The organism is Clostridium tertium (assembly GCF_017873245.1).
Taxonomy (GTDB): Bacteria; Bacillota; Clostridia; order Clostridiales; family Clostridiaceae; genus Clostridium; species Clostridium tertium.
Genome location: NZ_JAGGJY010000002.1, coordinates 416,811 through 436,420, shown reverse-complemented (window position 1 = coordinate 436,420; position 19,610 = coordinate 416,811). Strand labels below are relative to the sequence as shown.

The window sequence follows — 19,610 nt, the reverse complement described above, 5'->3', positions numbered from 1 at the left end:
ATTTATAAATTTCTTTTTCGAGAATACTGCAATTATGCCAAGAGTTTTGTATAAACTTATCACTCTAAAATAAATTAGTAACGTTATGTTTTGGTAGTTATTCCTTAATAAGGCATATTTTGATGCTTTCTATATGCTTATTAGTTAACTTATATTAAACATTTAAATTAATAATGATTAAGTATTATATTTTTTTATTTTTGAGTTATAACTTGTAAGTTAAACTAGAATATAATACGATATAAATGTAAGCGATTACTTTAGTATTTTAGGAGGGATTTATATGGTCAATTTTCTTAAGTTAAAAAAAGTAACTTTGCTAAATGGAGAGACGATAGCATATAGGGAGTCAGGAGAAGGTGAAAAGACGTTATTACTTATTCATGGAAATATGACATCTTCTAGACATTGGGACATACTTACAGAAAAAATTAAGGAGAAGTATAAAATATTAGCTGTAGATATGAGAGGATTCGGACAATCAAGCTATAACTCTCCAATAAATTCACTAAATGATTTTGCTAAAGACATAGAGGAACTATTAGATATTCTCAAAGTAGATATTTGTTCAGCTATTGGATGGTCAACTGGGGGAGGAGTTGCTTTGGAATTAGCAGCTAATATTCCAGAAAAAATTGAAAAAGTAATTTTATTAGAATCTGTAGGGGTTAAAGGCTACCCAATATTTAAAAAGGATAGTAATGGACAACCTACTGATGAGCTATTAAAAACTAAAAATGAAATTGCTGAAGATCCTATACAAGTTAAGCCGGTATTAAATGCTTTAGCAGCTAAAAATAAAGAATTTTATAGAAAGCTTTGGAATATGGCTATTTATACTCATAATAAGCCTAATGATGAGTTGTACGAAGAGTATTTAGACGATATGTTAACTCAAAGAAATTTAGTGGATGTTGATTATGCATTAGTATATTTTAATATTACAAATGAAAGTAATGGAGTTAATAATGGAAGTGACAAATGTAAATTAGTGAAAGCTCCAGTTTTAATATTACAAGGAAATCATGATTATGTAGTTCCTATGAGTATGGCAGAAGATACAAATAAATTTATTGGAAATTCAAGAATAGTTGTACTCAACTCCGGACATTCACCTATGATAGATTGCATGAACACATTAATTGAAGAGATATATGACTTCATATAAAAAATGATAAAAGAAAAATTTATATAAGTTAATTAATTTATACGAAATGAAATTACTGATACATGAATATAGTAATTTCATTTCGTCATTTTAATATTAATTTAGTATCATAATATTTAGCAGTATATTAAAAATATAGAAATTAATTAACGACTTATTAAAAATTTTAATGAAAAAATATTTCATTATGAATTAATCAAAGGTGTATTGACATCATTTACAGGAAAGGTTTACAATGGAAATGAAAGTAAATACTTACATACTAAGGCGTTGTTGAAATGGAGGATTAATATGGTTAATGTAGGGATAGTTGGATTAGGATTGTACGTACCAGAAACAAAGATGACGGCAAAGGAAATTTCAGAAGCTACAAATGGTATATGGAGTGAAGAAGCTGTGATTAAAAAATTAGGTATAGTTGAGAAAACCATACCAGGAGAAAATGATGGAACTCAGGAAATGGGGGTAAGGGCAGCTTTAGATGCACTAAATGATGCCAATATGTCTCCGAAAGAAATAGATGTAATTTTATGTATGGGAGAGGAATGGAAAGAATATCCACTTACAACATCAGCACTTTATATACAAGGAAAAATAGGTGCTACTAATGCTTGGGGAATAGATGTTCAAAATAGATGCTGTACTACTGTTTCAGCAGTAAAAATAGCTAAAGATATGATGGTTTCAGATGAAGATATAAAAACTATCATGATTGTTGGTGGATATAGAAATGGCGATTTTGTTGATTATGCTGATTCTAATATGTCTATGATGTACAACTTATCAGCTGGTGGAGGTGCCATAATATTAAAGAAAAATGTAGGGAAAAATCTTGTGTTAGGATCACATATAAAGGCTGATGGGGAATTCTCAAGAGATGCAGGGGTAGAAATTGGAGGAATAGCAAAACCGTTTACTAAGGATAATGTTCAAGAAGGATATAAGTCATTAAGATTAATGGATGCAAAGCATATGAAGGATGGACTAAATGCTATTTCAATGCCAAATTGGTATGAGTGTATTGACAAAGCACTAGAAAAATCAGGATTTACTCGAGAGGATATAGACTATTGTGCAATTCTTCATTTTAAGAAGTCAATGCATGATGTAATGTTAAAAGAGCTTGGATTAAGAGAAGATCAATCAATTTATTTATCAGATTATGGACATATTGGACAAGTAGATCAAATACTTTCTTTAAAGCTTGCGCTAAAAGAAGGAAAGGTGAAAGATGGATCAGTAGTTTTAATGATAGCTGCAGGAATAGGTTATGTATGGTCGGCAAACGTAATAAAGTGGGGAGAGTGTTAAAGGATGGACACATTTTTTCAAATATTATTTAGCAGTTTAGAAACTGGAAGTGTATATGCATTAGCAGCTCTAGGTATAATAATAATTTTTAGAACAAGTAAAACCACTAATTTTGCTCAAGGATCTATAGGAATGTTTAATGCTTTTATTGCAACATTTGCTTTCATACATTTTGGATTGCCAGCATGGGCATCTGCAATAGTAGGTATGATAGCTGCTTTTGCATCAGGAGTATTAGTAGATGTAGTTATCATAAGAAGAGCAAAAAAAACATCTGCAGTATCAAAACAAATTATAACTTTTGGAATAATAATGCTTTTTCTAGGGGTAGCACCAATGATATTTGGGTCAATACCATTAAATTTTCCTAAATTCATAGAAAGTGGAGCAATTGATATATTTGGCGCTTCCATATCTTATAATGCATTATTAAATATAATAGTTGGGTTATTTATAATGGCAGTGCTATTTTACTTCTTACAAAATACAAAATGGGGATTAGCAGTAAGAGTTACAGCATCTAATGAACAAACAGCAAAACTTATGGGAGTTCCAACTTCGTTAGTAACAATGGGGGCGTGGGCAATAGCAGCAGCACTAGGAACCCTAGCAGCTTTAATGCTTGCACCAGCAATTACAGTAAACGTTTCTATGATGGATAATGTTCAAACTAATGCTCTAATAGCTTGTGTATTAGGCGGATTCCAAACTTTTTATGGACCTGTATTAGGTGCTTATATAATTGGACTCGGAAGAAATGTACTAATATATTATGTTTCATCAACTTGGGGTGAGCCTATACTATTTACTTTAATCCTATTATTCATAGTGCTAAGACCGAATGGAATAATAGGAAAGAAAATAATAAAAAAGGTATAGGGGTGAGCAAAAGTATGAAGAGACTATTTGAAAAGAGATACAGTAAATATATTTTGATTGGTGTTTTATTAGCATCATTACCATTATTACAGGAAATAGGAATTATAAAAAGTTCAACGATAACTATATTTGGAACAATATTATTTTATGCAATAGTAGCTATAGGATTAAATGTTCTTTTAGGATATTCAGGATTAATATCATTGGGAACTGCTGGCTTCATGGGGCTTGGCGCATATCTATCAGCATATTTAACTGATGATTTAGGTTTTCCATTTATAATATCTCTAGTAATATCAATAATAGTACCAGTTGTAATAGGGCTTTTAATAGGACTTGTATCTTTAAGGATATCGGGAATGTACCTAGCTATAGCAACTTTAGCAGTTTCAGAGATATTTAAGAAAATATTTATTGAGTTTGATAATATAACTGGGGGATTTTCAGGAAAAACAGCTGGATATCCAGAAATATTTGGATTTAGTTTAAATAGAGACACAACCTTTATATTTATTGTAGTGTTGTTAGTTATAGTTATGATACTAACAGATAATTTTATACACTCAGCAACAGGTAGAGCTCTTTTAACTATGAGAGTTAGTGAAGCAGCAGCACAAGCAATGGGAATCAATCTTTTAAAATATAAGCTTACAGCATTTGCAATAGCGACAGTATATGCATCTCTAGGTGGGGTATTATATGTACATTTTATAAGATTTTCATACCCAGCTACATGGAACTTACTATTATCACTGCAAATATTAGCAGTAATAGTTATTGGAGGAGTAAGAACTATTAGTGGGCCTATAATAGGTTCAATAATAGTATTTGGAGTACCTGAATTAATATTAAAGCAATTACCTATAATAGGCTCTATAGATGGATTGGCCTACATATTTACTGGAATACTAATAATCCTTGTAATACTGTTCTATCCAAATGGATTAATCCATATAGGAGAGGATATAAAAAAATATATAAATAAGAAGAAGGTGAAAGTAAATGAGCTTGGCACAAACACTTAAAGTTGAAAACTTGTCCATAGCTTTCGGGGGATTAAAGGCAGTAGATGATTTAAGCTTTCATATAAATGAAGGAGAGATATATGGATTAATTGGTCCAAATGGAGCTGGTAAAACAACAGTATTTAACTGCATAACGCAATTTTATAAGCCTAATACTGGGAAAGTTATATTTAAGTCAGTAGGTAACGAAGATATAAATTTAGTAGAGAAAAATACTCATGACATTATTAGGCTGGGATTAGTTAGAACCTTCCAAAATGTTGAGTTAATTCAAGACTTAAGTTTATTAGAAAATTTGCTTATAGGTGCACATATTTCCTATAAATCTGGATTGTTTTCTAATTCATTTAGAACTAGAAAAGCTAAAGCAGAAGAAAAAGAAAATATAAAAAAAGCAGAAAAAATTCTAGAATTTTTGGGGATAGAAAACAAGGAATATGAACTTGCTGGTGGACAGCCTTATGGGATATTAAAAAAGATAGAACTTGGTAGAACCCTTATGAGTAACCCTAAATTAATAATTTTAGATGAACCAGCAGCAGGATTAAATGATACAGAGACATTAGAATTAGCAAAATTAATTAGAGATATAAGAGATAAGTATAAATGTAATATTTTATTAGTTGAGCATGATATGAGGCTAGTTATGGATATTTGTGATCGTATATGTGCAATTTCTTTCGGAAGAAAATTAGCAGAGGGAACTCCAAAGGAAATACAATCTAATAAAGATGTACAAGAAGCTTATTTAGGAAAGGATGAGTAAGATGGAAAATTTAGCATTAAAAATAAATAATCTTACTGTTTCTTATGGAAGTATAAAAGCACTTAAGGGTATAGAGATAGAAGTAATAGAAGGGCAAATAGTAGCTTTACTTGGGGCAAATGGAGCAGGTAAAACTACAACTTTAAAGACTTTATCAGGACTTGTAAGTGCTGAAAATGGAAGTATAGAGTTTTATGGGAAAAATACAACTAACTTATCGCCAGAAAAAATAACAGCTCTAGGAATGGTGCAATCTCCAGAGGGAAGACAGATTTTTCCGGATATAACAGTTGAAGAAAACTTGAGAATAGGAGCTTTTACTATAAAAAGCAAGAAAGAAATAACGAAAAATTTTGATAGAGTGTATAGATATTTTCCTATATTACAAGAGAGAAAAAAACAATTAGCAGGAACATTAAGTGGAGGAGAGCAGCAAATGCTTGCAATTGCGAGAGCTTTAATGGCAAGTCCTAAGGTATTGCTTTTGGATGAACCATCTTTAGGTTTAGCACCTCTTATAGTGAAAAATATATTTGAAATAGTAAAAGAAATAAACTCAGAAGGAACAACAGTATTGATCATAGAGCAAAATGCACTTCAAACTTTAAAGTTAGCAGACTATGCTTATGTCTTAGAAATTGGAGAGATAAGTATGTGCGGAAAGGCTAGTGAATTAATTCAAGATAAGAGATTATTAGAAGCATATCTTGGAGGAGAATAAAGTTTTTAGGGAGAAATCCTTAATATAAGTCAAAAATCAAATAAATATGTGGAGGGAATTTTTATGAGAAAAAAAATTGCATTACTTTTAGCTTCACTTACATTAACAATGGCTTTTACTGGGTGTGGCAAAAAAGAAGAGGCAGCACAAGGTGTTACAGAAACATCAATAAAGGTAGGAAATAGTATAGCGACTTCAGGTGCATTTGCTCCAGTAGGAGTCCCATTTAAAGCAGGTATTGAAGCTTACTTTAAAATGGTAAATGAAGGTGGCGGAGTTAAGGGAAGAAAAATAGAGTATGTTCATCAAGATGATGAATTCAATCCAGAAAAAGGTAAGGCTATTTTAGATAAGTTAGTAAATGATGAAAAAGTATTTGCTATAGTTGGACATTTTGGAACACCGGTTGTAGGAGCAACTTTAGATGACCTTAAAGAAATCGGGATTCCTTCTGTTTACTTTGCAACAGGTACAGGGATATTATATAACGAAAATGCAGTAAAGGGTGAAGGTGATAATATATTCCCAGTACAACCTGTATATCCAATGGAAGGTCGTATAATGACAGCTTGGGCAAAGGGAGAATTTAAAGCAGATAAAATAGGAGTAGTTTACACTAATGATGATGCTGGTAAGGATTTAGTTAAAGGAGTTGAAACAGAAGCTAAAAATATAGGTGGAGTTGAAGTTATAAGTGAACAAGTTGCTCCAGGAGCAGAAGATGTTTCAGCAGCAGTAACAAAAATTAAAAATGCAGATGTAGATACAATAATAATTGCTGGTATTCAAGGAACATTCCCACAAATAGCTAAGGAACTAGCAAAACAAGGGAATACTAAGCCTGCTATAACTACTTATGTAAACGTTGATAAAACTATGGTTGATGCAATAAAAGCAGATGTAGCTGATAAGTTTGAGATTTATGGAAATGCTTGGGTTGATGTAACATCTCCAGCTATGACTGATTTCCAAAAATGGGTTAAACAAGCTTCAAGCGAAGATTTTTCAGCAAATGCATATGCAATGACTGGATGGATAGCAGCAGACTTCTTTGTAAGAGGATTAGAAAGAGTAGATGGTGAAATAACTTGGGAAAACTATATAAAAGCTATGGAAAAGGAACCTATAAAGAATCCTTTTGGAGGAAGTATAGATTTCGCAGAGGGTAAGAGACTTGGTACACAAGAAATGTCTCTAGCAAAGATGGATTTAAAAAGCCCAACAGGATGGTCTTCATATATTGGATTTAAGAGCATAAATGATATATTAGGAAAATAATAAGAATTTTAAAACTATCAGCCAAAGATAGCTGGCTGATAGTTTGCAAAACTTATAGGAGGGTTTAATATGTTACAAGCAATTAAATCAAAAGACGTAATTAAAGATAGATATATAACAGTTGAAGAAGCTTTAAATAAGATAAAGACTGGAGATATAATTGTTTCAGCTCTTGCAGCAGCAGAGCCAAGAGAAATTTTAAGAAATTTACACAAAATAAGTGATAAAGTAAAAGATGTTACAATAACAACATGTTTACCTATAGAAATGGCAGAATATTTTATAAATCCAGAATATAAAAAATCCTTTAAAATGGATGGATGGTTTTATACAGATGCAATGAGGAAAGCTCAAAAAAATGGTAATATATCATTTATACCAAATCACTTGCATTTAGCTGCAATAAAAAGATTATCTCATAAAAAGCCTAATGTCTTTATAGGAACTGCAACAATGCCGGATAATCATGGTTATGTTTCTTTATCATTAAGTAATGTATATGAAAAAAGGATGATAGAAGAAGCTGATATAGTAATTTTAGAGGTAAACAAGAATTACCCAAGAACTTTCGGGGATGTAGAAATTAATGTAAATGATATAGACTATATGATAGAAACAGATTATGAAGTTCCAGAACTTTTAGATGTTGAACCAAATGAGAAGGACTTGAAAATAGGAAAGTTTATAGCAGATAGAATTAATGATGGAGACTGTCTGCAATTGGGAATTGGTGGAATACCTAATGCTGTAGCAGCATCATTAATGTATAAAAAGGACTTAGGAATTCATACCGAAATGCTTACTACGGGCATGATGAAGCTAATAAAAGCAGGTGTTGTAAATGGGAAAAATAAAAATATTTATAAAGGTAAACATATAGCAGCATTTGCATTAGGAACTAAAGAATTATATGATTTCATAAATGATAATCCATCAGTTATGATAATGGATGGATATTGGACAAATGATCCATATACAATAGGATTAAATGATAATCAAGTATCTATAAATACAACAATTGAAATAGATTTAACTGGACAATGTGCATCAGAGTCAATAGGTGCAATTCAATTTAGTGGAACTGGTGGGCAGGCTGATACAGCAATAGGGGCACAAAGATCTAAAAATGGACGCTCTTTTATTGCATTATATTCAACAACAATGGCAAAGAATAAGGAAACTGGTGAAAGAGAAGAGATATCTAAAATTGTTCCTTTTTTGAAACCAGGTGCAGCTGTAAGTTTATCTAGAAATGATGTTGACATTGTTGTAACTGAATATGGGGTAGCAGAACTTAGAGGGACAACCATTAGTGAAAGGGTTGAGAAGCTAATTAGTATTGCTCATCCAAAGTTTAAAGAAGAGTTATTAAATAAAGCTCGAGAAATGGGACTAATTTACGAAGTTTGAGGTGGGATGTAAAGATGCCATATGCAAAATATAATGATAAAAATATATATTATGAGATTCATGGTGAAGGGGAGGCTCTTGTAATTCTTAATGGGATAATGATGTCACATGCAAGCTGGAAAGCATTCTTACCGGAGCTTAGTAAAAGCAATAAAGTTGTACTTTTAGATTTTCTTGATCAAGGAAAATCAGAAAAAATGAGTACAAGTTACAAACAAGATATACAAGTTGAAGTAGTTAAAGCTGTAATAGATGAACTAGGATTAAAAAATATAAATTTGTTTGGAATATCATATGGAGGAGAAGTTGCGATACAGTTTGCATTAAAATATAAGAGTTTATTAAATAAACTAATATTATTTAATACTACAAGTTATACTAATCAATGGCTAAAAGATATAGGAAGAGGATGGATTAATGCAGCTGAAACAAATGATGCAGAATCATTTTACAATGTAACAATACCAATAATATATTCTCCAGGATTTTATACAAAAAATATAGATTGGATGAATAAGAGGAGAGAGTTATTATATGGGGTATTTAAAGAAGATTTTCTAAATGGAATGATAAGGCTTATAGAAAGTGCTGAAGGATATGATGTTAGAGAGACTCTAGATAAAATAGATATCAACACAATAGTTGTAAGTAGTGAATATGATTTTATAACGCCAACTGTGAATCAAGAATATATTCATAAAAATATATCTAACTCTAAATATATACTAATTAAAGAATGTGGGCATGCATCTATGTATGAGAAACCAGTTGAATTTATTGCTATATTAAAAGGCTTTTTAACTATTGAGAAAGAAATAAAAGTAGTATAAAATATTAATAGTAATAAATGTAAGAAACCACTTACTCTAAAACTGCTAAAAAGGAGAAGCAATAATGAGATACAATAATGAAACAAGTGAAAAGATAATGAAAGTAGCACTAAAATTATTTTCTGAACAAGGATATTATCCTACTACGACAAAGCAGATTGCGGAAGAAGCTGGAGTCAATGAGCTGACTATATTTAGGCATTTTGGGTCTAAGAGTAATTTATTTCAAGTGACTACAGAGCATTATGTAATTGATTCTCATGTGGATTATATATTAAATGATACCGATGGATTAAATTTTGAAGATAGTATGATGTTAATTTCAAATAGAATTTATAATTTATTTATTCAAAATACAAAACTTTATAAAGTTCAAATGAAGCTTGCAGATAATGAGAAGGACTTTATTAAACTTAAGCTTTCAAGAAAGTTAATAAGTATTCTAAAAGAATACTTTATAAGATTGAACGATGAAAAAATAGTAAAGGGTAATCCAGAAATGATGTCTGTTACACTTATAAATAGTCTTTTAGGATTATTTACAGTGGAATTACTTAGTGATAATACAGTTACAGAAATATCATGGGAAGATTTAGTTAAAGAGCATACTAAACAATTCATTTCATTATATAAAATTTAAAATTAAAAATAAATTAATCTTATTCCTGGAGGAGAGATTAATTTTTTTAAACACTGTTTGTAAGTAAGTACTTACAATAAAACTGGGAGGAGTTAAAATGTTAAGATTAGAAAATAAAGTTGCTATAGTTACTGGAGCATCACAAGGAATAGGAAGATCTATTGCTGAAAGTTTAGCTAGAGAGGGAGCTAAAGTGATTGCTGTAGATATGAATAAGTTACCTTATGAGAATAAAAATATTTATGGATATGAGGTAAATGTTACTGATAGAAGTGGTATAAAGTTATTCTTTGATATTATAATTAAGGAATTTGAAAGAATAGATATCTTAGTAAATAATGCAGGAATAACAAGAGATGCATTAATACAAAAGATGACTGAAGAAATGTGGGATTTAGTTATAGATGTTAATTTAAAAGGATTATTTAATATCGCACAGCTTGTAGGACCACACATGATGGAAAATGGAAAAGGATCAATTATTAATATAGCTTCAGTTGTAGGAGAGTATGGAAATGTCGGACAAACTAATTATGCAGCAACTAAAGCTGGAGTGATAGGTATGACAAAAACATGGGCTAAGGAATTTGCAAGAAAAGGTGCTAATGTTAGAGTAAATTCAGTGGCTCCAGGATATATAAATACAGATATGATGAAGACAGTACCAGAGAAGGTATTAGAAAATATCAAGTCTAAAACAATGCTTGGAAGATTAGGTGAACCAGAAGAAATAGCTAATGCTGTTTTATTCTTAGCTAGTGATGAGTCTTCATATGTAACAGGACACAATTTATCAGTTAATGGTGGAATTAGATTATAGTAGGAGGATAAGTAATGAGAGATGTAGTTATAGTATCAGCAGTTAGAACTCCTATTGGAAGTTTTGGAGGGAGTTTATCTAAGTTAACTGCTGTGGATTTAGGTGTAATAGCTGCAAAAGAAGCTATTAAGAGAGCAGGAATAAAACCAGAAGAAATAAATGAAGTATTAATAGGAAATGTTCTAGGAAGTGGACTTGGTCAAAATATTTCTAGGCAGATATCAGTAAAGTCAGGAATTCCAGTAGAAGTACCAAGTATGACATTAAATAAGCTTTGTGGATCAGGGCTAAGAGCAATTACTCTAGCAACTCAAGAAATAATGTTAGGCGATGCTGATGTTATTTTATGTGGAGGAACTGAAAGCATGAGTAATGCTCCTTATATAGTTCCATCAGCTAGATTTGGACAAAGAATGGGCGATGGAAGGTTTATAGATACAATGATAGAAGATGGATTAACAGATGCTTTTAATAAATACCATATGGGAATTACAGCAGAAAATATAGCAGAGAAATGGAATATATCAAGGGATGAACAAGATAAATTTGCCGTTAGTAGTCAGAATAAAGCAGAAGATGCTCAAAGGTTAGGGAAGTTCGATGAGGAGATAGTTAAGGTTGAGATTCCTCAAAGAAAAGGGGAGTCAATTATATTTTCTAGAGATGAGTATATAAAATCAGGTGTTAATTTAGAGAAATTAAGTAGCTTAAAAGCAGCATTTAAAAAAGATGGAACAGTAACTGCAGGAAATGCATCTGGAATTAATGATGGAGCTGCCATGATTGTAGTGATGAGCAAAGAAAAGGCAGATGAATTAGGAGTAAAGCCGCTAGCAACTATAAAAGGATATGGTTCAACAGGAGTTGATCCATCAATAATGGGATATGGACCTGTACCAGCTACTAGAAATGCATTGAAGAAAGCAAATTGGACTGTAGAAGACTTAGAATTAATAGAAGCTAATGAAGCTTTTGCAGCACAAGCTATTTCAGTTGTTAGAGATTTAGGATTAGATATAAATAAGGTAAATGTAAATGGTGGAGCAATTGCTTTAGGACATCCTATTGGATGCTCAGGAGCTAGAATAGTTGTTACATTACTGCATGAGATGAAAAAAAGAGATTCAAAGAAAGGGCTAGCAACTCTTTGTATAGGTGGAGGAATGGGAATTGCTATATTAGTTGAAAGAGAATAATAAGGAGATATATAGGGTTATGAAGGGTAAAAATATAAAAGAGATAAGATTAGGAGAGAAGGCAAGTTATAGTAGGACAGTAAGTGAGGCTGATGTTGTCTTATTTGGTGGAGTGAGTGGAGATTTAAATCCAGCACATTTTAATGAAGAATATTGTAAGGATACTATGTTTAAAGGAAGAATAGCTCATGGTATGCTATCTGCTGGTTATATATCTACTGTTTTAGGAATGAGCTTACCTGGACCAGGTACAATATATTTATCACAAGAATTAAAGTTTACTGCACCAGTTAGATTTGGTGATACTATAACAGCAGTTGTAGAAGTAATAGAAAGATTAGAAGAAAAAAATAGAATTACATTGGAGACTATTTGTACTAATCAAAGAGGAGAGGTCGTAATAAAAGGAAAAGCATTAGTAATGCCACCTAAATAATGTGATTATTTGTTATCGGGGGGAAGGAAAATGGAACTATTAGATAAATTATTTGAGATAGCAAAAAAAGATATTAAAAAAATTGTGCTACCAGAGGGGGAAGAGGAGAGAACTATAGCAGCAGCTAGTAAAATTAAGGAATTAAGTTTAGCCTATCCTATATTAGTTGGTAATGCTGAGGTCATTTTAAATAAAGCAAAAGACTTAAATGTTAATATAAGCGGGGTAGATATAGTTGATCCTGAAATCTCAGATAAGCTTGAAGGGTATATAAATAAATTTTATGACTTAAGAAAGAATAAGGGTGTAACTATAGAAAAAGCAAAAAGAATAGTAAAAGATCCATTATATTTTGGAACTATGATGGTAAAGTGCAATGATGCAGATGGAATGGTATCAGGAGCTATACATACAACAGGAGATTTGCTAAGACCAGGCCTTCAAATAATTAAGACAGCTAAAGATGTATCTGTAGTATCAAGTTCTTTTATAATGGGAGTTCCGAATTCAATTTACGGAGAAAGTGGAATGTTATTATTTTCTGATTGTGCAGTAAACCCAAATCCTGATTATAAGCAATTAGCGGCAATAGCAATAGCAACAGCCGATACTGCTAAAAATGTTTGTAAGATTGAGCCTAGGGTTGCAATGCTAAGTTTCTCAACTATGGGTTCAGCAGATCATGAAACTGTAGAAAAGGTAAGGAAAGCAACAGAATTAGTTAAGGAATTAAGACCAGATATATTAATAGATGGAGAATTGCAATTAGATGCTGCAATAGTAGAGAGCGTTGCAAATCAAAAAGCTCCAAATAGTAATGTTGCTGGGAAAGCAAATGTTCTAATATTTCCAGATTTGCAATCAGGAAATATTGGATATAAACTTGTACAAAGGTTTGCTAATGCTGAAGCTATAGGTCCAATTTGCCAAGGCTTTGATAAACCTATAAATGATTTATCAAGAGGATGTTCAGTAGAAGATATAGTTAATGTAGTAGTTTTAACGGCTGTACAGTCATAGGCTGCATCATAATAGAGGTGAAGTGAAAATATGAAAATACTCATTATTAATTGTGGAAGCTCATCATTAAAATATCAATTAATTGAAATGGATTATATAAAAGTAATATGCAAAGGATTAGTTGAAAGAATTGGGTTAGATGCTTCAACATTAGCACACGAAGATAGCAGAGGCTATAAACAAAATATAAAAGCTAAAATTGAAAATCATAAGGACGCTATAAATATAGTATTAAATACTTTAGTAGATGATGATATTGGAGTAATTAAGAATTTAAATGAAATATTTGCGGTAGGGCATAGAGTGGTTCATGGAGGAGAAAAATATTCGGAATCAGTAGTTATAGATGAAGAAGTTTTAAACCATTTAGAGGAATATATAAAATTAGCTCCTATTCATAATCCTCCCAATATAATTGGAATAAGAGCATGCAGGGTTTTGATGAAGGATACTCCTATGGTAGCTGTTTTTGATACAGCGTTTCATCAAACAATGCCTGAAGTTGCATATATTTATCCAATAGAATATGATCTCTATGAAAAATATAAAATTAGAAAATATGGATTTCATGGAACATCACATAAGTATGTATCACAGAAATTGAGTGAAATATTATGTAGAGATATAAAAGAATTAAAAATAGTAAGCTGCCATTTAGGAAATGGAGCAAGTATAACCGCTATTAAAAATGGAAAATCAATAGATACTTCCATGGGTTTCACTCCTCTTGCAGGTATAGCTATGGGAACAAGATCAGGAAATATTGATCCATCTATATCTACTTTTTTGATAGAGGAGTGTGGATATACAGTAGAGGAGGCAAATGAGTCATTAAATAAAAAATCTGGAGTTCTAGGTATATCTGGAGTAAGTTCTGATTTTAGAGATATAGAAAAAGCAGCTTCAGAAGGAAATAAAAGAGCACAACTTGCATTAGATATCTTCCATTATAGAATACGAGGGCAAATAGCTGCATATGCTGCTCAAATGGGTGGAGTAGATGCAATAATTTTTACAGCAGGAATTGGAGAAAATTCTATAAAAACTAGGAAGGCGTGTTTAGAAGGATTAGAGTTCTTAGGAGTAGAAATTGATAATAATAGAAACAATATAAGAGGAAAAATATCAGAAATTTCAAGTTATAATTCTAAGGTAAAAGTATATGTTATTCCAACAAATGAAGAGTTAATGATTGCTAAGGAGACATTGGAAGTTTCAAATATTAGTTGCTTTTAATTAAATCAACTTATATATAAAATAAAGGATATATATTTAAAAAAGTACTATTTAATAAACAAAGCTATTAAAAATATCTTTGCTTATTAAATTGAGTAACTTTAAGAAATATATATCCTTTTAATATTTATGTGTAAATATTTTTATAAATTTTAATTACCACTGTCCAGGGTAAGCAATAATAGTAACAGTAACTGTTCTTCTTCCAAATGAAAGGCACTCTGCTTCAGAATTCATATATAAGTCTATTTTGTTACCTTTAATAGCACCACCTGTATCAGAAGCTATTGCATATCCATAGCCTTCAATATGGACCTTTGATCCTAGAGGTATTACACTTGGATCAACTGCAATTGTACTTAGTCCATTAGGGTCACGCACTGGTTTAAGACCTGTTGCAGTAAATCCATTTCCAGTATAAGCTGTAGCAGTCATAGAGTAAGTTGCTAAATTATTACTATTACTATTGCTGACATCCCCCAGAGAATTGGAAGTTGGCGGTGGAGTTTCACTTAAAGCAATTTTTTCATTACCTAAAGCAATTGCATCATTTGCTAATCCTATAACATAATCACTATTAAGTTGAGGTAACATATATTGTAATGTGTTAACTGCGTCCTGAACTTCAGAAATTGATGCAGAATCTGAGTTTATAATTGATAATGGATGAGAAATTAACTTCTCTTCATTAGCTTCAATTATACTCATTATTTCATCTTTTCTAGAATTTAAATTATCTAAAAGTTTTTGTTGTTCTTCTTTTTTATTGTTTACTTCACCTAAGCTACTTTCAATTGATTTTTTAAGCTTTTTTAGGTCAGATTGTTTTTTTTCAATTTCTTTTGCATTTTTATCAAGAGTTTCTTTCTTTTCATTTATTTCAATAATCATTTGTTTATCAACTGAAATTATTCTACCCATAGCTTGTACTCTATCAAGCATATCAAAAATATTTTCAGAAGTTACTAAGTAAACAATCATATCTGTAGCCATATTACTTTTATACATGGAACGAACACGTCCATTTATGGTTTTTTGTGTTTCTTCAATTTCTAGCTTTGCTTCTTCAATTTTGTGGTTAATAGTAATTATTTCATTTTCAGTATCTTCTATTTCAGAATTATTTTTAGCCAATTGATTATTTAAATTTTCTATTTCTATATTTAACTTACCAATTTCAGCATCTAATTCCATAGTTTCATCATCTAGTTGTTCATATTTAACTTTATTCTCCTGGATAGCTTGGGTGTCCGAAGAGTTTGGTTCTGCAAATACTATATTGCTATTATTGAAAAGTAATAACAAAATCATACCAACAGATAATAAAGCTTTTTTTGTCAAAAATATACACCTCCAATTAAAACTAAGCAAAGGCTACATTAAATTATATGGTATTGCTCATATAATATTCTTATGATAGTGTATATCCTACAATAAATATTGAATATTGGCAAGTTTTATGGAGATATCATGGAATAAATGGTATATAGTGAGAATTTATTATAATATATTTTAATTAATAATACATTTTAATTAATAATACATTTTACAAAAAATAATTACTATTAAATTCTAATTGAATAAAAGTTAATTTAGAATGAGATTAGAAAAGTAAAAGTCTAAGGCCATGTAAAAGGTTACTTAGACTTTTAAATTTATAGTTTATTTCATTAATTTAACTAAAATAGCTTTTTGGACATGCAGTCTATTTTCAGCTTCTTCAAAAATTGTATCTGCATGCTTTTCTAGTATTTCTTCAGTTATTTCTTCTTCTCTATGAGCAGGTAAGCAGTGAAGAACTATAGCATCATCTTTAGCAAGAGACATAATTTTAGAGTTTACTTGATAAGTAGAAAAGTCAGCTAGTCTTTCATTAACTTCAATTTCTTTTCCCATACTAGCCCATACATCAGTTATAACTACATCAGCATCTTTAATAGCATCTTCAAGATTATTAACTATAATAAAATTTAAATTATTATTTTTAGAAAGTTCTTGTCCTTTTTTTATATAATAGTCTTTAACCATATAATTTTGAGGAATGGCTAAAGAAATATTCATTCCAACGGTTAAGCAACCAACTATAAGTGATTGGGCCATATTATTACCATCACCTATATAAGTTACTTTTAAGCCATCAAAAGTATTTTTCTTTTCTCTAATAGTCATTAAGTCAGCTAAAACTTGGCAAGGATGTTCGTCATCAGTAAGGCCGTTTATTATTGGAATACTAGAAGATTCAGCAAGGCTATTTACTTCATCTTGAGCAAATGTTCTTATCATTATGCCATTTAGATATCTAGACAATACTCTAGATGTATCTTGAATAGGCTCACCACGGCCTATTTGTAAATCACTTGAGCTTAAAAATAATGGGTATCCGCCAAGTTGATACATACCAGCTTCAAAAGAAACCCTTGTTCTGGTAGATGATTTTTCAAATATCATACCAAGAGTTTTTCCTTCAAGATGATGATGCTTAATACCATGCTTTAATTCATATTTCAATTGATCCCCAAGATTTAAAATATCAAGAATTTCATCTTTAGATAAGTCATCCATTTTCAATAAATCTTTATTCATAAAAACCCCCTATTTATACAATGGATAATTTACAATTAATAATGGATAATTATTGAAATAATTCAGCAAAGCTGAATTAATTATATATTTTCTAAACTCGAAGAGTTTATACCTAAATTATCAATTGATATTATGCATTACTTATTATTTCATTAATTATATCTATTCCTTTTTTTATTTCTTCTTTGGATATTATCAATGGTGGTAGTAATCTAACTACATTTTGTCCAGCTGTCAAGACTAAAAGTCCTTTTTCCAATGCTTTTTGTTGTATTTCTGAAGATGGTATTTTTAGTTCTAATCCTACCATTAGTCCTTTACCTCTAACTTCTTTAATTAAATTTGAATTTATATTTTTAAGTAAAGATATTAGATATTTTCCATTTTCTGTGATTTCATTTAATTTAGAGTTGGTACAAATGGTATCCAAAACAACTAATGCTCCAGAGCAAGATACTGGATTTCCACCAAATGTTGTACCATGATCACCAGGTTTAAAAACATTTGATAAATTTTCATTGCATAAAAAGCCTCCTATAGGTAAACCAGCACCTAACCCCTTAGCCATAGTAACTATATCTGGATTTATATCAAAGTGTTGATAACCAAATAGTTTCCCAGTTCTTCCTATTCCACATTGAACTTCATCAAATATTAAAAGAATATCTCTTTCTTTACATGTTTTATAAACTTCTTTTACAAATTCAGAGTTTAAAGGATAAACTCCACCTTCACCTTGAATTGCTTCCATCATAACAGCACAAACATCATTAGATAATTTATCAATGAAATCATCTATATCATTTGCCTTAAAATAATCAAATCCATCAGGAAAAGGGAAAAAGTAGTTGTGAAATTTATCTTGTCCAGTTGCTGTTAAAGTTGCTAAAGTTCTGCCGTGAAAAGATTGCCTTAATGTAAGAATTTTATTTCTATTAGCTCCATACTTATCAAAACTATATTTTCTAGCTAGTTTTATAGCACCTTCATTAGCCTCAGCACCAGAGTTACAAAAGAAAACTTTACTCATACCTGAAAGATTAGTTATTTTATCAGCTAATTTCAAAGTATTTTCATTAAGAAAAATGTTAGATATATGTTGCAAATTACATGCAGTATTAGAAATAGCAGTAGTCCATTCTGGATTACAATAACCAAGGCTGTTAACACCAATGCCACTTGTAAAATCTATATATTCATTGTCGTTATCATCATAAAGAATACAGCCATTGCCCTTAATTAAATTCACAGGCAAGTAAGAGTAAGTTGACATTAAAGATAAATTATTAGACATATAAAAACCCCCTTAATAGTAATGAGAAAAATTAAAGAATTAATAATGAAGAAATTAGAGGAGATAAAAATACTAGTATTTTTATAACATATTTAATTTTATAATTTTACATAGTCAAGTTATTTCATAAATTCTTTCACTTTTAATATATCATCGTTCCTATTCCTTCTTTTGAAAGTAGTTCTAGAAGTATTGAGTGGGGGAGAGTGCCATCTATTATATGTGCTTCTTTTACTCCCATTCTTATGGCTTCTACACAACAATCAATTTTAGGAATCATACCACTTTTTATTATTCCATCCATTTGTATTTTTTTTATTTCATGTAGTCTTAGTGAAGAGATTAATGTAGCTTCATCATTTGGATTTATCATTAATCCAGGAACGTTTGTAAGTAGCATTAATTTTTCAGCTTTTAGTGCTGAAGCTAATTTAGATGAACAGATATCTGCATTAATATTGTAAGTTTGAGTACAATCTTCATTTGTTGCAACTGATCCTATAACAGGAATGTATCCTGATGATAATAAAGTAGTTAATAAAGTTGTATCTATAGATGTTATTTCACCTACAAACCCGAGATCAATTGAGCTTTCTAATTTTTTTGCTTTTATAAAAGAAGCATCTATGCCACATAAGCCAAGGGCTTTTCCACCAGCACTTTCTATTAAGCTTACTATGTCTTTATTTACTTTACCGCCTAGAACCATTTGAACTATTTCTATAGTTTTCTCATCCGTATAACGGAGACCATCTATAAATCTACTTTCTTCACCTATTTTATTTATAAACTCTGATATATGAGGTCCACCTCCATGAACTATAACAGGTTTTATTCCTACACATTGTAATAAGACTATGTCAGTTGCAACGCTTTTCCTTAGCTCAGCACTAGTCATAGCGTTTCCACCATATTTTATTAATACTATTTTACCTGATAATGATTGTATATATGGAAGTGCTTGAGTTAATACTTTTGCATGTTCAAAATAATTCAA

The 19,610-nt window shown here is 30.6% G+C and carries 19 protein-coding genes; 15 read left to right on the top strand and 4 right to left on the bottom strand.

The features are described from left to right. Positions 1–283 precede the first annotated feature (283 nt). The 15 genes from phaZ to J2Z25_RS04895 all read left to right on the top strand — a co-directional run bounded on the left by phaZ (position 284) and on the right by J2Z25_RS04895 (position 14,736). The gene (gene phaZ, locus J2Z25_RS04965; RefSeq protein WP_209738836.1) at positions 284–1,168 is read left to right on the top strand and encodes an intracellular short-chain-length polyhydroxyalkanoate depolymerase; all 885 of its coding nucleotides are present in this window, start codon (positions 284–286) and stop codon (positions 1,166–1,168) included. A 291-nt stretch (positions 1,169–1,459) separates the two neighbouring features. Then, the gene (locus J2Z25_RS04960) at positions 1,460–2,479 is read left to right on the top strand and encodes a 3-oxoacyl-ACP synthase (RefSeq protein WP_209738834.1); all 1,020 of its coding nucleotides are present in this window, start codon (positions 1,460–1,462) and stop codon (positions 2,477–2,479) included. 3 nt (positions 2,480–2,482) lie between these two features. Further along, on the top strand, positions 2,483–3,358 hold the full coding sequence (locus J2Z25_RS04955; RefSeq protein WP_209738832.1) for a branched-chain amino acid ABC transporter permease: 876 nt from the start codon (positions 2,483–2,485) through the stop codon (positions 3,356–3,358). 14 nt (positions 3,359–3,372) lie between these two features. Continuing rightward, positions 3,373–4,383 carry a branched-chain amino acid ABC transporter permease gene (locus J2Z25_RS04950; protein WP_209738830.1) on the top strand — a complete coding sequence of 337 codons (1,011 nt, stop codon included), beginning with the start codon at positions 3,373–3,375 and terminating at the stop codon, positions 4,381–4,383. Beyond that, positions 4,361–5,149 (top strand): ABC transporter ATP-binding protein, encoded by a 789-nt coding sequence (locus J2Z25_RS04945; RefSeq protein WP_209738828.1) that lies wholly within the window; start codon positions 4,361–4,363, stop codon positions 5,147–5,149. Before J2Z25_RS04950 ends, J2Z25_RS04945 begins: the two co-directional genes overlap by 23 nt. A gap of 1 nt (position 5,150) precedes the next feature. Then, positions 5,151–5,870 (top strand): ABC transporter ATP-binding protein, encoded by a 720-nt coding sequence (locus J2Z25_RS04940; protein ID WP_209738826.1) that lies wholly within the window; start codon positions 5,151–5,153, stop codon positions 5,868–5,870. A gap of 63 nt (positions 5,871–5,933) precedes the next feature. Next, positions 5,934–7,148, top strand: coding sequence for an ABC transporter substrate-binding protein (locus J2Z25_RS04935; RefSeq protein WP_209738824.1), 1,215 nt, complete (start codon positions 5,934–5,936; stop codon positions 7,146–7,148). A gap of 69 nt (positions 7,149–7,217) precedes the next feature. Continuing rightward, on the top strand, positions 7,218–8,558 hold the full coding sequence (locus J2Z25_RS04930) for an acetyl-CoA hydrolase/transferase family protein (protein WP_209738822.1): 1,341 nt from the start codon (positions 7,218–7,220) through the stop codon (positions 8,556–8,558). Positions 8,559–8,572: 14 nt separating this feature from the next. Further along, positions 8,573–9,388 carry an alpha/beta fold hydrolase gene (locus tag J2Z25_RS04925; RefSeq protein WP_209738820.1) on the top strand — a complete coding sequence of 272 codons (816 nt, stop codon included), beginning with the start codon at positions 8,573–8,575 and terminating at the stop codon, positions 9,386–9,388. Between the two features lie 64 nt (positions 9,389–9,452). Further along, positions 9,453–10,028 carry a TetR/AcrR family transcriptional regulator gene (locus J2Z25_RS04920; protein ID WP_209738818.1) on the top strand — a complete coding sequence of 192 codons (576 nt, stop codon included), beginning with the start codon at positions 9,453–9,455 and terminating at the stop codon, positions 10,026–10,028. A 97-nt stretch (positions 10,029–10,125) separates the two neighbouring features. After that, positions 10,126–10,848 (top strand): beta-ketoacyl-ACP reductase, encoded by a 723-nt coding sequence (locus J2Z25_RS04915; RefSeq protein WP_209738816.1) that lies wholly within the window; start codon positions 10,126–10,128, stop codon positions 10,846–10,848. 14 nt (positions 10,849–10,862) lie between these two features. After that, positions 10,863–12,044 (top strand): acetyl-CoA C-acetyltransferase, encoded by a 1,182-nt coding sequence (locus J2Z25_RS04910; protein WP_209738813.1) that lies wholly within the window; start codon positions 10,863–10,865, stop codon positions 12,042–12,044. A 19-nt stretch (positions 12,045–12,063) separates the two neighbouring features. Further along, positions 12,064–12,480, top strand: coding sequence for a MaoC family dehydratase (locus tag J2Z25_RS04905; protein ID WP_209738811.1), 417 nt, complete (start codon positions 12,064–12,066; stop codon positions 12,478–12,480). Between the two features lie 30 nt (positions 12,481–12,510). After that, positions 12,511–13,500: a phosphate acetyltransferase gene (gene pta / locus J2Z25_RS04900; protein WP_209738809.1), complete on the top strand. Its 990-nt coding sequence runs from the start codon at positions 12,511–12,513 to the stop codon at positions 13,498–13,500. 30 nt (positions 13,501–13,530) lie between these two features. After that, positions 13,531–14,736: an acetate/propionate family kinase gene (locus J2Z25_RS04895; RefSeq protein ID WP_209738807.1), complete on the top strand. Its 1,206-nt coding sequence runs from the start codon at positions 13,531–13,533 to the stop codon at positions 14,734–14,736. 156 nt (positions 14,737–14,892) lie between these two features. Here the strand turns inward: J2Z25_RS04895 and J2Z25_RS04890 are convergent, their stop codons facing one another. The 4 genes from J2Z25_RS04890 to argB form a co-directional block, all read right to left on the bottom strand. Beyond that, complete coding sequence (locus J2Z25_RS04890) at positions 14,893–16,077, bottom strand: 3D domain-containing protein (RefSeq protein ID WP_209738806.1); 1,185 nt, start codon at positions 16,075–16,077, stop codon at positions 14,893–14,895. Between the two features lie 321 nt (positions 16,078–16,398). Continuing rightward, a complete protein-coding gene (argF, locus tag J2Z25_RS04885; RefSeq protein ID WP_209738804.1) occupies positions 16,399–17,319 on the bottom strand; it encodes an ornithine carbamoyltransferase in 921 nt (306 codons plus the stop codon). A gap of 130 nt (positions 17,320–17,449) precedes the next feature. Beyond that, a complete protein-coding gene (locus J2Z25_RS04880) occupies positions 17,450–18,613 on the bottom strand; it encodes an aspartate aminotransferase family protein (protein ID WP_209738801.1) in 1,164 nt (387 codons plus the stop codon). Between the two features lie 142 nt (positions 18,614–18,755). Further along, the gene (argB, locus tag J2Z25_RS04875; RefSeq protein ID WP_209738799.1) at positions 18,756–19,610 is read right to left on the bottom strand and encodes an acetylglutamate kinase; all 855 of its coding nucleotides are present in this window, start codon (positions 19,608–19,610) and stop codon (positions 18,756–18,758) included.